The sequence below is a fragment of the Actinoallomurus sp. NBC_01490 genome, assembly GCF_036227085.1.
Classification (GTDB): domain Bacteria; phylum Actinomycetota; class Actinomycetes; order Streptosporangiales; family Streptosporangiaceae; genus Actinoallomurus; species Actinoallomurus oryzae.
On record NZ_CP109433.1, the window covers coordinates 1,892,383 to 1,904,584 of the forward strand.

Annotated in this window: 14 protein-coding genes; 10 read left to right on the forward strand and 4 right to left on the reverse strand. The window is 67.4% G+C overall.

From position 1 onward, the window contains the following. The first annotated feature begins 11 nt into the window (after positions 1 to 11). Complete coding sequence (locus OG417_RS09355) at positions 12 to 806, forward strand: carbohydrate-binding protein (protein ID WP_329252689.1); 795 nt, start codon at positions 12 to 14, stop codon at positions 804 to 806. Between the two features lie 80 nt (positions 807 to 886). Then, positions 887 to 1,732: an RICIN domain-containing protein gene (locus OG417_RS09360; protein WP_329252692.1), complete on the forward strand. Its 846-nt coding sequence runs from the start codon at positions 887 to 889 to the stop codon at positions 1,730 to 1,732. Between the two features lie 102 nt (positions 1,733 to 1,834). On the opposite strand, the gene OG417_RS09365 is transcribed toward OG417_RS09360, so the two are convergent. Then, on the reverse strand, positions 1,835 to 2,836 hold the full coding sequence (locus OG417_RS09365; protein ID WP_329252695.1) for a DMT family transporter: 1,002 nt from the start codon (positions 2,834 to 2,836) through the stop codon (positions 1,835 to 1,837). A gap of 515 nt (positions 2,837 to 3,351) precedes the next feature. Between OG417_RS09365 and OG417_RS09370 the strand changes: the two genes are divergently transcribed. Continuing rightward, positions 3,352 to 3,933 carry a TetR/AcrR family transcriptional regulator gene (locus OG417_RS09370; protein ID WP_329252698.1) on the forward strand — a complete coding sequence of 194 codons (582 nt, stop codon included), beginning with the start codon at positions 3,352 to 3,354 and terminating at the stop codon, positions 3,931 to 3,933. After that, positions 3,930 to 4,286 carry a DoxX family protein gene (locus OG417_RS09375; protein ID WP_329252701.1) on the forward strand — a complete coding sequence of 119 codons (357 nt, stop codon included), beginning with the start codon at positions 3,930 to 3,932 and terminating at the stop codon, positions 4,284 to 4,286. The genes OG417_RS09370 and OG417_RS09375 overlap by 4 nt, the downstream gene beginning before the upstream one ends. Here the strand turns inward: OG417_RS09375 and nadE are convergent. After that, positions 4,274 to 5,125: an ammonia-dependent NAD(+) synthetase gene (gene nadE, locus OG417_RS09380; protein ID WP_329252706.1), complete on the reverse strand. Its 852-nt coding sequence runs from the start codon at positions 5,123 to 5,125 to the stop codon at positions 4,274 to 4,276. The two genes, OG417_RS09375 and nadE, sit on opposite strands and share 13 nt — an antisense overlap. A 176-nt stretch (positions 5,126 to 5,301) precedes the next feature. On the opposite strand from nadE, the gene OG417_RS09385 reads away from it, so the two are divergent. Further along, on the forward strand, positions 5,302 to 5,568 hold the full coding sequence (locus OG417_RS09385; RefSeq protein ID WP_329252709.1) for an aminotransferase class I/II-fold pyridoxal phosphate-dependent enzyme: 267 nt from the start codon (positions 5,302 to 5,304) through the stop codon (positions 5,566 to 5,568). 160 nt (positions 5,569 to 5,728) lie between these two features. Beyond that, positions 5,729 to 6,514, forward strand: coding sequence for a GH25 family lysozyme (locus tag OG417_RS09390; RefSeq protein WP_329252712.1), 786 nt, complete (start codon positions 5,729 to 5,731; stop codon positions 6,512 to 6,514). A 114-nt stretch (positions 6,515 to 6,628) separates the two neighbouring features. On the opposite strand, the gene OG417_RS09395 is transcribed toward OG417_RS09390, so the two are convergent. Both OG417_RS09395 and OG417_RS09400 read right to left on the reverse strand, forming a co-directional pair. Next, positions 6,629 to 7,270 (reverse strand): hypothetical protein, encoded by a 642-nt coding sequence (locus OG417_RS09395; protein ID WP_329252715.1) that lies wholly within the window; start codon positions 7,268 to 7,270, stop codon positions 6,629 to 6,631. A 269-nt stretch (positions 7,271 to 7,539) separates the two neighbouring features. Beyond that, entirely contained in the window at positions 7,540 to 8,166 is a 627-nt protein-coding gene (locus OG417_RS09400; RefSeq protein WP_329252718.1) for a nuclear transport factor 2 family protein, read from the reverse strand. A 233-nt stretch (positions 8,167 to 8,399) separates the two neighbouring features. Here OG417_RS09400 and OG417_RS09405 point away from each other — a divergent pair, with 233 nt between their 5' ends. From OG417_RS09405 to OG417_RS09420, 4 genes are read left to right on the forward strand one after another with little or no spacing between them, the layout of a single operon-like run. Then, entirely contained in the window at positions 8,400 to 9,254 is an 855-nt protein-coding gene (locus OG417_RS09405; RefSeq protein WP_329252720.1) for a methylenetetrahydrofolate reductase, read from the forward strand. 28 nt (positions 9,255 to 9,282) lie between these two features. Beyond that, the gene (locus OG417_RS09410) at positions 9,283 to 10,638 is read left to right on the forward strand and encodes a hypothetical protein (RefSeq protein ID WP_329252722.1); all 1,356 of its coding nucleotides are present in this window, start codon (positions 9,283 to 9,285) and stop codon (positions 10,636 to 10,638) included. Positions 10,639 to 10,660: 22 nt separating this feature from the next. After that, positions 10,661 to 11,287 (forward strand): cyclodeaminase/cyclohydrolase family protein, encoded by a 627-nt coding sequence (locus OG417_RS09415; RefSeq protein WP_329252725.1) that lies wholly within the window; start codon positions 10,661 to 10,663, stop codon positions 11,285 to 11,287. Next, entirely contained in the window at positions 11,284 to 12,201 is a 918-nt protein-coding gene (locus tag OG417_RS09420; RefSeq protein WP_329252729.1) for a bifunctional 5,10-methylenetetrahydrofolate dehydrogenase/5,10-methenyltetrahydrofolate cyclohydrolase, read from the forward strand. Before OG417_RS09415 ends, OG417_RS09420 begins: the two co-directional genes overlap by 4 nt. Position 12,202: the final 1 nt, after the last annotated feature.

The following is a 12,202-nucleotide window of genomic DNA, read 5'->3' on the forward strand; positions in this document are numbered from 1 at the left end:
GAGTACAGCAGTTGAGCGACCGTAAGGAGAACGAACGCCGGCGTCAGGAACGCGCGGACCTCGTCAGCGCCTTCACCCGGACGGCCTGGCAGTCGAGTTCGCAGCCGCGGGTGGGCCCGCGAGTCCTGGCGGGCGGGGCCGCGTTGGTCCTGGTCGCCGGAGCGACCTTCGGCCTCGGTGCGGTGGTCTCGTACCGCCACAGGCAGGCGGCCTCCGAGCGCGCGCGTCAGCTGGCCCTGGCCGCGCAGAACGGCCGTACGACCCCGTCCCTGCAGGCGCCGGTAACACCGACCGCCTCGCCGACACCGACACCCTCGCCGACCCGTCGCCCCGTCCGGAGCGTGCGGCCGGCCAAGAGCTCCAGGTCCGGTTCCTCCGGCCGGAAGGCGCCCGCGCGGGGCGCCTACCGCCCGATCCAGGCTGAGTCGTTCGCCCGGCGGTCGAAGCACCTGAGCACCGAGAGCTCCAACGACACCGGCGGCGGCCGGAACATCGCCTCCGCCGCCAACGGTGACTGGGCGCTGTACAAGAGGATCGGCTTCGGGTCCACGGGCGCGACGCAGTTCTACGCCCGCGTCGCGAGCGACAAGGCCGATGGGTACGGGCGGGTCGAGGTGCGGCTGGACGATCCGGGAAGCGCGCCCATCGCCACCCTCTACAACATCAATACCGGGGGGTGGCAGAACTGGTCGACGGTCTCGGTCGGTGCGAACGGGCCGAAGGGAGTGCACGACGTGTACCTGACGTTCAAGAGCGACCAGCTCTGGGACTTCATCAACATCAACTGGTTCCGTTTCGGCCACTGACCGCGGGCCGATGGTGAGGGAACGAGCCGGCAAGGACGACCGGCATCGCGCGGCACGGAGGAACGACCAAGGAAGCGCACATGGACGAGCAGAACACGACTGAACAGCAACGCCGGCAACGCGCGGACCTCGTCGACGCGTTCAGCCGCCGTGCCTGGCAGCCGACCGAACGGTCCAGGGTGGGCCCACGGATTCTCGCGGGCGGGGCCGCGCTGATCGTCGTCGCGGGAGCGGCACTGGCCGTCGGCGCGGCCACCTCCCATCGCCACGACCGGCCCACCGATGAGCGGGCGAGACCGGCGGCGATGACCGGAACCGCTCTGCCGACGCTCGTCCCCACCCCCACCCCGGCCACACCGAGTCCGAAGCCGAAATCGCCCGGCATGCGGCACCCTTCGGCGCACCGTCCGGCTTCCGACGGCAAGGCCGGATCGCGGTCGGCCCACGGCGTGCGACTCTCCGGCAAGAGGCGCTTGCTGATCCGCAACGTGATGACCGGCATGTGCGTCGACGTGCCGGGATACGGCGACGGACAGCTGAACGGCAAGGTCGAGCAGCACACCTGCCACGGGTCCAGCGGCGACAACCAGCTGTGGGATCTCGTGGTCGACAAGGACAGCGGTCCGCGCGGCGCCACCCTGTTCACGATCCGCAATTCGAAGGACGGACTCTGCCTCGACCTACCCGGTTCCGGCACGGTGCGCCAGGCCGGCGTCACGGAGTACGGGTGCCGTCCCGGCGCCGGCGACAACCAGATGTGGTACCTCGAACGGAAGGCGAGCGGCCGCTACTGGATCCGCAGCTATGACTCCGTGGGTCACCAGTGCCTGGATGTGTCCGGCCTCCACGGGTCGGGCGGTCAGGACGCCAACCTGACGATCTACCCGTGCAGCCTCCAGGACGACCACCTGTGGTCCTTCTCCTGACGTCCTGACGCGGCTGAAGACGACGGCGTCATATCGCCGCGGGCCACCGTCCCGGCGTCGGCGACCGGCGCTGAAACCTGGCCTGGTGGCGTCGTACGCTCGTCACACCACGCGGGAGCGTTCTGCCCGATGCCGGCCTACGGGGTTCTCGCTCGGTTCGGTGGTGCCGGTACGGCGCGGTCTGGAGCGTGAGCGTTCTGCTCGGTGTCGGCCGATGAATCTCTCGCTCTGTGTGGTGCTGCTGGAGACCACCACGGTGGCACCGACGATGATGAGCAGGAGGCCGGGCAGAGTCGACGGCTCCGGCGTCTGGCCCATCCACAGCCACGCGATGGCCGCGGCCACCGGTGATTCCAGGAGAAGCAGCACGCTTGTGGTGGTCGCCGATCCCCGGCCGAGCGCGAAGTTCAGCGAGCCCAGGCCGAGGAGCTGCGGCAGGATGAGCAGGCCGAGGAGCGCGAGCTCGGTGTTCCGGTCGAAACGCATGAGTGGTGTACCGGTGGCCAGGCAGGCGACCAGGAGTCCGATCGCGCAGACGAAGGAACTCAGGGCGGAGTACAAGGGTGTGCTCAGCCCGGTTCGAGCGCGTTCGCTGAGGGCGGTGTAGCCGGCCTGCGCCACGGCTCCCACCAGAGCGAGGAGGTCCCCGAGCAGCGCGTTACCGCCTGACCGGATGTCGAGCCCACTCGCGGCGGCCGCCCCGATCACGGCCACGGTCAAGCCGACCCAGACACGATGCGCAAGGCGTTGTCCCTGCGCGACCGCGATCAGGGCCTGCCAGATGGGCTGGGTTGCGACGAGGGCCGTGGACATGGCCACGGACGTCAGCTTCGCGCTTGACATGAACGCGGCGAAATGCACCGCCAGGCAAAGGGACGCCAGGACGCCAAGACTCATGGAACGGTACTGCTCGCCGCGTACCATCCGACGCTCACCGCGGTGTATCCGGCGGAACTCGCCACGACGAAGCGCGGTGACTATCGCACCGTTCGTCGCGGAGCCCAGCCCGTTTCTCCAGAATGCCAGGGCAAGGGCGGGCGCCGACGCGAAGGCCGTTAAAGGGGCGGTGGCCGAAACGGCGCAGACGGCAATGACCATCGCCATTGCGTACAGTGGATCGGTTCTCGATTTCATATCTGGAAAGACCGTGAAGTTTGAGCGTTGGCATGCGACCGGGCGGACATGCCGGTATGGCACAACGCTGTGAAGCGGGGGATATCGCGCGTGATCAGCGCGGCTAGCGGCCGCCTGCTCTTCGGCCTATCCGAGCGTGCCGTGCAGACGGTGGTGCGGTAGCGGCATGCACACGGTCTGTGCATGCGAAATTGCCAAGATGCGGGGCAGCATAGACCGAGTTTGGCATCGCGATTAGGAAATGCGTTATCGGCAACGTTGCCTATTTCTCCCTATCGGCACAATGCCTATTGGTTTCCCGGTCCTGGAGGGCGGGGGCGAGACCCGGCCACGCATCGGCCGGCACCCGGCCCGCCGAGGGGCGGCGCGGGCCGGTGGCCACGCGAGCCGACTTGTGCCCGGAGCCGCCGCGCCGTAGTGTTCTGAACATGTTCACTGAACGCGTTCATTCTCGGTCGGCGAAGCGGGAGGCGACACGACAGAAGGTGCTGGCGGCGGCCGAGCGGCTCTTTCGCACGCAGGGCTTCAGGGTGACGACGATCCGGCAGATCGCGGCCGACGCGGGCGTGAGCACCGGGACCGTCATGGCGGTCGGGGAGAAGGACGCGCTTCTTGTCGCCATCTTCGATGGCTGGATCGCCTCCGTGCATCGCGGCCGGGACACCGGCCATGACACCGGCCATGACACCGGCCATGACGCCGACCGTACGTCCCTGCCGGCGACTGCCACCGTCGGGGAGGTCATGGACCTCGTCGAGCCTTTCATCAGGTACTTCGCCCTCGACGCTGAGCTTTCGCGTGAGTACGCGGCGGTCATCGTCCGCGGGAACCATGAATCGGCGATTTTCCAGAACCTCGCCCTGGCGCTGATAGCGGAACTCGAGGCCGTCCTCTCCCGATCCGCGTTCACCCGCGCCGACGCCCGCCGCGGCGCGCGGGCCGTCTACTTCGCCTACCTCGGCCTGCTGATGACCGCTGCGAATGGCGCCATCGAGACACAGGACGCGATCGACGAACTACGGCAAGTGGTCGGTTTCGTCGTGTCACATTCAGGGGGAGAAGAATGATCCACGGTCCTCATCCATGGTGGCTCACGGCGCTGCTCGCGCTCGCCCTGTTCTCCGACGCGCTGATGTCCCTCCGCCCGCCGGCGTTCATCCAAAGATGCCTTGAAGGAGTCGGTTTTCCGCGTGACTGGTGGTGGACGCTCATCGCCATCAAGCTGTTGGCCACGGCCGGTCTCGTCGCCGGCCTGAAATACCCCGGCGTCGGTCTGGCCACCACGGTCGGGGTCATCGCCTATTTCGTGTGCGCGGCGTACGCCCACTACCGCGCGCGGTTCCTCAAACAGGAGTTCTGGCTCAACTGCCTGGGCATGCTCACGCTGTCGGTAGCGGCGGCGATCCCCTATGTGGTGTGAGCCCTCCACCAGTCGTCGAGGGGAGTGACCGGAAGGGCTCGCTTGTGCCGGGTCTTGAGGTAGAGCGACTCCACCTTCGCCGCAACGTCCGTCGTGACGTCGGCGCCTTCCAGATAGTCGTCGATCTGGATGTACTTCAGGCCGAGTGCCACCTCGTCGGGGAGGGCGGGCCGGTCGTCCTCGAGGTCGGCGGTCGGGACCTTTTCCCAGACACTCGATGGTGCGCCCAACTCCTGCAGCAGGGTGGCGCCCTGACGCTTGGTCAGCCCGGTCAGCGGGGTGATGTCGACACCGCCGTCGCCGTACTTGGTGAAGAAGCCGGCCACCGCCTCGGCCGCGTGGTCGGTGCCCACGACGAGCAGGCCCAACTGCCCGGCGATCGAGTACTGGATCACCATGCGTTCGCGAGCCTTGATGTTGCCGCGCACGAAGTCCCGTAGCTTGGGCTCATCGCCGAGCAACTCCCGCATGCCGAGCGCCGCCTCGGCGGCAGCGGCGTCCGCGCTCGGCTTGACGTTCACCGTGATCGATCGGTCGGGCTGGATGAACGCCAACGCGATCTGCGCATCGTGCTCGTCGGCCTGCACGCCGTACGGCAGCCGCACCGCGACGAAGGTGGCCTCATGACCCTCGGCTCGCAGCTCCTCGGCGGCAAGCTGGCACAACTTACCGGCCAGCGTGCTGTCCTGGCCGCCGCTGATTCCGAGCACATAGCCCTTTGCCGAGGTCGACCGCAAGTAATCCTTGAGGAAATCGACCCGTTGCCGGATTTCGGCCTTGGGGACAATGGTCGTCTTGACGCCAAGCTCCGCGAGAATCCGCTCCCGTACGTTCACCATCCACGTACCGTACTTTGCCGGAAGCGGTAGGAAGCCCGGCACCCTCGCCACCACCCCGGTCACCCTCACCGTCGCCGTCGCTCCCGTGACCGGCGCCCTGCTCGCCGACCAGACCAGTCGATGAGATCTACCTCGGCCTGAGCGACCGAGACGACCATGGTCGGCCACCGCGGAGCGTGCTGCTGGCCGACCCCGACGCCATCGTCGTCAACAGCTTCTCGAAGTGCGGGTTCTACGTCTATCCCGACATCAGCCACACCGGACTCACCTCCTGGAGGCTCTGCGAACGAGCACTGCAAGAGGCCCACGTCGCGCTCACCCCGGGTCGGGGTTTCGGCATGCACACGGCCGAGACACACGTCCGACTCTCATACGCGACGTCAACCGACGATCTCCACGAAGGGATCGCCCGGCTCAAGAGGTTCATGGCCACACTCCGATGAATGGACTGCGCGAACACCTCGGCCATGAATTTCTCCGATCGCGAACGGACGGCAGCGATATCCACAGACCTCACATGAGATCATCGTCAAGTTTGCGGATTGCCGACCTTTCGGGACTATCTACCCTTGGCACCCGTCACCTTTTACGAAGGAGCAGGACTTGCAGACCTTCAAGCATGCGCGGCGCGTGGCCGCGGCCGTTGTCACCGCGGCGGCCTGCGGCACACTGATGGCCGGCCCCGCCCAGGCCTCGCCGTCGCCCCGGCATGGGCAGGCCCACGCCGGATCGGCCGCGCCCCGCAGTAGCGTCATGACCGAGGTTCCACCGGGAATCCCGGGCCTGGACGTCAGCGGCTGGCAGGAGAACGTCGACTGGGACGCCGTCAAGGCCAACGGCGCCAAGTTCGCCTTCATCAAGGCGACCGAGAGCACCGACTACCACAGCGGTGAGTTCGACCAGCAATGGAACGGCTCCTACCGCGTCGGCCTGATTCACGCGGCCTACCATTACGCCACTCCGGACAGTGCGAGCGGTAAGGCCCAGGCGGACTATTTCGTCGACAACGGCGGTGGGCGGACCGGGGACGGCCGGACGCTGCCCGGCGTCCTCGACATCGAGGACAACGTGTACGGCCCGGACAAGTGCTACGGCTTCACCCCGGACCAGATGGTGAGCTGGATCCACGACTTCATCAACGAGTACCACGCCCGTACGGGCTGGTGGGCCACCATCAACACCTTCACCGAATGGTGGAACGACTGCACGGGCGGGTCCACCGAGTTCGCCGCGAAGGACGCACTGTGGATCAACAACCACGGCACCTCACCGGGCACGCTTCCCGCAGGCTGGAAAACCTACTTCGTCTGGCAGTGGGCCGAGACGGGCGTCTTCCCCGGCGACCAGGACGTCATGAACCCTGAGGTCCTCGAGCAACTACTCCACTGACACGACTGACCATACGTTCACTGGTCGTCTTAGTAATGCAGTGCCGCCCGCGCATGGCATCGGTGAAGCCGTGCGCGGGCGGCACTGTTTCGGCCGGCCCCTCCCCGGTCCTGGTCAGGTGAAATTGACGCCGTTCATGGTGGGCTGGAGCGTGCCGAGGGTGACGTCGTCGCAGATCGGTGGCTGGTAGCCGTCGTCGAGACCGCTATAGGTGAGCGGGACCCAGGTGGCGCCCCAGGCGAAGCCGAGATCGCTGGTGGCGCCGCCCGGGCAACCCTTTTCGGTGTGCCACTTGATTCCGGCGAAGGCCGAACCTCCGGGCTTCAGCGTGATGGTCATTCCGGGACCGGGATAGTTCACCCGGGTCGAGGGGACGGCGGTGTAGTCGTGCGGCCCGCCTTTCCCGATCGGGACCCAGCCGGCCGGCAGGTAGCAGCTTTCCGACGCCCAGTCGGCGTGGGTGAGCGTCAGGGTGGCGATCGCCTCGTCCCCTTGCTCGGAGCCGGAATCCTGAAGCTGCAGATACCCCCTGAGTTCGGACGCCCCGCAAGCCGGTGTGTCGCCCTGATCGGCGTACGCCGCCCCCGGACCCTTGTCGTGGGTGCTATTGGCGACCGACGACGCCTTCCCCGCCGCACCCGACGAATTAGACGCCGTCGACGCTTTATCATCGGCGTTGCAGGCGGTCATGGCGAGAGCAATCATCCCACCGCCACAAGCGATAGCGGCGGCCCTGCGCAGGTTCGTGAACTGCATGATTAAAACCTCCCTGGTTGCTTACTGACTCGGCTTGTTCGATGTTCGGTAAGGGCGCGGAGGTTCGAAGGAAAAGACGGATTTTTTGATTTCTGTACGTGATGGGTGTCACACGAACCCGGAAAGCGGGCGGTGCGTCGTACTAATAAAGAGAAGTGTGGTCGCAGTCGGTCAGCCTTGAATTCGGCCGAATTCCACTCGCTCTTGGTGACGGCGCGCCGTTTCATGAGGTCGGTTGGGTCGCGTAGCGGCTCAACCGACCGTCGTTTTCAGGGAGTGCGTCCGCGACTGGGCTCGAGGCCTGCCCAGGCAAAGGTGTCCTGGTAGAGGGCATCGACCTCGCCGGGCCGGTCGAGCCCGTACCTGTCCGTGCCGACGCGATGACCGTGTTCGGTCAGCCACAGGGAGAGCAGCCGGTAGGAGGGCCGGAACCCGGTGAGCGCATCGGCCTCCAGCCGAAGGGGAGCGCCGGGAACGGCCGGGGCCATCGTGTCCCGTTCGAAGATCGCAGTGGATGCGAGCAGGCGCCACTGGCCCTCGCGGCGCTCGACCCGGTGCAGGAGCCGGATGTAGACCGTCAGGTCGGCCTCGACGCCCGCCATCTGCCCACGGAACTCGATCGTCATCGGCACCTCGGCCACCGCGCGATGGCCATTGACCCGTATCGCGGCCTGCCCGAGGCGGTGATACGCGGGATCGGTGACCGCCATCGACACGGAGCGTTCGATGTACTCCGATACCGGACCGCTGAACCAACTGGTCTGAATCTGCGCCTCGGGGTGATAGAAGCGCGGTAGCTCTTCCCACCATCCGCGATCGCGTGCCTGACGTTCCTGGATTATGACCTGCATTATCTCAATGACGTCCTTTGCGTTATCGCTCACCGTGGCCGTCATGGCTCTCCTTCTCGCTGCCTCGAGGTACGTGGTCATCGGCTTCTCCGAACTCGGTCCGGCATCAGGTGCTGCCGCAAGACTACTCGCAGACAAGCTAGACAGATAGCTTGTTCGCGAGATACTTTACCTGTGCCTGGTCTGGGAGCCGGCCGCGCCGGTACACCGCGGACCATGCGTCAACGATCGCGCGCCAGGTCAACGGCTGTGGCTTGGCCTGCAAGGGAGTGGTCCACATGAGTTCTCGCGGCAGCGTCCGCGCCGCCGTCCGATCTTTGGTCGGTGCGGCGGACATAGAGGTCATCCCGCTCAAGGGCGCCGAGGAGAAGGTCCATGCTGTGCCTCCCGGCGCGACGATCACCATCACCTGCTCGCCGAAGTTCGGCCTGCAGCGCACTCTGGATCACAGCGCGCGTGCGGTTCGGGCCGGTTACCGGGTCGTGCCCCACCTGGCCGCCCGGCAGGTGGCCGGCGAAGCCGAGCTGCGTGCTTTCGTACGCCGGCTGACCGAGCTCGGCATCACCGGCCTGTACGTCATAGGCGGTGATGCGGAGGAGCCGGCCGGTGAGTACAGCGAGGCGGCGGAGATCCTCGATGCGCTCGCCGGCATGGAACACGGCCTCACGTCGATCGGGATCGCGTGCTACCCGGAGGGGCATCCCAAGATCGGCGATGAGGCTTTGATCGCGGCACTGCGCCGCAAGCAGCCCCACGCCCATTACATGGTCAGCCAGCTGTGTTTCGACCCCGGCGCGCTGGCGGGGTGGCTGCGGCGGATCCGCGCGGAAGGGATCGCCCTGCCGTTGCACATCGGCCTGGCCGCGCCCATGAGCATGCGCAAGCTGGCCGAGCTCTCCCTGCGAATCGGGGTCGGGGCGTCCATCCGGTACCTGTCCAAGCAGCACGGCGTCGTCGGCAGCATGCTCCGCGGTAGCTCCTACCGGCCAGAGGATCTGCTGCTCGCGATGGGGGACGCGCTGACCGATCCGGAGATGAGGGTGGACGCCCTCCACCTGTTCTCTTTCAACCAGGTCGACGCGACGGTCGCCTGGCAGCAGCGCATCGTCGGCGGCACCGCTGCTCATGCATAAGCACACAACCCAGGAAGGGCCGGCCACCATGGCGCAGGAAACACTGGAAGACAAGCTGCAGAAGGCGGGCGGCGCCGTCCGCATGCTTCGCGCGTCGGCATCAGGCGCATACCCGTTCCCGATCCCGGCCGAGTACACCAACTGGCGGGACGAACAGGCCGCATGGCGGCAGACCGCGGTCCTGTTCGACCAGTCCCACCACATGACCGACGTCTATTTCAAAGGACCGGACATCCGGCGCCTGCTGTCGGATACCGGGGTCAACGGTTTCACCACGTTCGGCAGGAACAAGGCCAAGCAGTTCGTCGCCGTCGGCTACGACGGGCACCTGATCGGCGACGCGATCCTCTTCGGTCTTGAGGACGACGAGTTCAGCCTCGTCGGCGGGCCCACAGTCCCGAACTGGGTCGCCTTCCACGCCGAGACCGGCGGCTACGACGTTGAGGTGCGCCGGGACGAGCGCACCGTGGAGAACCTGTCCGGGCGTCAGATCTACCGGTACCAGCTTCAGGGGCCGAACGCCCTGAAGATCGTCGCCCAGGCGAGCGGCGGGTCCATGCCCGCCATCAAGTTCTTCAACATCGGTGAGTTCACCATCGACGGTTGCCCGGTCCGCGCGCTCAACCACACCATGACGGGCATCCCGGGCCAGGAGATGACCGGGCTGGAGATGTGGGGACCGGCCGAGCACGGCCCCCAGGTCCTGCGGGCGCTGCTCGCCGCCGGCGAAGATCACGGCCTGGCCCGGGGAGGGGCGATCGCCTACTCCACCACAGCGCTGGAGTCCGGGTGGATCGGCACACCGGTGCCCGCGCTGTACTCGGGGCGGTCCATGAAGGCCTACCGCCAGTACCTCAGGGCCGACGGCTACGAAGCGACGACGTCCCTCGTCGGCAGCTTCGACTCGGCCGCCATCGAGGACTACTACACGACACCGTGGGACCTCGGCTACGGCCGGATCATCAACTTCGACCACGACTTCATCGGGCGCGACGCCCTGAAGGAGCTCGCGGGCCGGCCACACCGGCGCAAGGTCTGGCTGCGCTGGAACGACGACGACGTGGCGCGCGTGTTCGCCGGCAGCCTGTTCGGCGGCGACCGGCGTGCCAGATACCTGAGTGTTCCGTACGCCGTCTACGGCACCTACCAGTACGACAGGGTGCTGGCCGACGACGGCGTCATCGGGATCTCCAACCGCACCGGCTACACCGTCGGCATCGGGCACTGGTCCTCGCTCGCCATGATCGACGAGGCCGAGGCCGTCGACGGCAGGGAAGTGACCGTCATCTGGGGCGAGCCGGACGGCGGAGCGGCCAAGGCCAACATCGAACGCCATGTGCGAACCGAGGTGCGGGCCACGATCAGCACCACCCCGCTGGCATGAATCGCCATGAGGAGCCGCCCCGATGAATGAGGACAGGAGCCTTCTGCCGCTGAGCGTCGCCGATCTTCTGGCCGCCGTCGCCAAGGACGAACCGGCCCCGGGCGGGGGCGCGGTCGCGGCGGTCGCCGCCGCGCTGGCCGCGGCGCTGGCCGGCATGGCGGCCCGGTACGCGCAGCGAAGCTCACCGGACCAGAGACTGCCGCGCGGGCTCGCCGAGCAGGCCGATGCGCTGTGTTCCCGCGCCGCGCGGCTGGCCGATGCCGACACCGACGCTTACCGCGAGTATGTAAGTGCTACCCGGCTTTCCCGTAGCCCCGACCCGGAGCCACGCCGGCGGGCCATCACCGCCGCGCTGGATGCTGCGGCCGCTGTTCCCAGTGAGCTCGCCTCGCTGGCCGAAGAAATCGCGGACCTCGGTCGTCGGCTGGCCTTCGACGGCAACCCCCGCCTGCGTTCCGACGCATGCACGACCGCGCTGGTCGCCGCCGCGGCCGCGGCCGGCGCGGCCCTGCTCGTCGCGGACAACCTCGCCGCCCGCCCCGGTGACAGGCGGATCACCGCGGCTGCGGACAGCGCGGCCAGGGCCAGGAAGCTGGCCGACGCTGCTCTCAGCGGACCGAACGCCGCTCCGGAACGGACATACTCATGACCGCAACGATCATCGATGGCCGCAAGATGGCCGACGCACTGAAGGAACAAGTCGCCGCGGAAGCCCGGGCGCTGGCCGCCGACGGCATCCGCTGCGGGCTGGCCACCGTGACCGTCGGGAACGACTACGGCTCACGGGCCTATGTCACCCGCATCGAACGCATCACGAGCCGGCTCGCGGTTCCCCACCAGGCGGTCAGCTTGCCCGCGGACAGCACCCAGGAAGCGGTCCGGGATACGGTCGCGCGTCTCAACGCGGACGCATCGGTCAGCGGCGTGCTCATTCTTCGGCCGCTGCCGCCGCACCTCGATGAGGCGGGCATCTTCCAGGCACTGTCCCCTGTCAAGGACATCGAGGCGGTCCACCCGGACAACGCCGGCCTGCTGGCACTGGGCCGGCCGCGCTACCTGCCGTCCACAGCCGCGTCGATCTTCCATGTGCTCGACGGGTGGCTGGACGCAGCCGGCGAAGACCGGGCCGACTTCTACCACCGATCCCTCATCGTCGTCATCGGCCGCTCGAACAACGTCGGCAAGCCCGCGGTGTCCCTCGCCTACGACCGGCAGGCCGCCGTCGAGTCGATCGACGTCTGGGCCAGCCGTGCCGGTCGGCTCGGCTGGCACACCCGTCGCGCCGACGTGCTCATCGTGGCGGCCGGCGTGCCCGGGCTGATCAGGTCCGAGCACATCAAAGAAGGAGCCATCGTGCTCGACGTCGGCATCAACCCGCTGCTCGATCCTGCCTCCGGCCGCACCCGTACGGTCGGCGACGTCGACTTCGACGACGTCATCAACAGGGCCCGCGCCGTCACCCCCGTACCAGGAGGCATAGGTCCCGTCACCGACGTTTGGCTGGTCCGCAACACGGTGACCGCCGCCCGCAATGCCCTCATCACCTCTCCAGAACCGAAGTGAT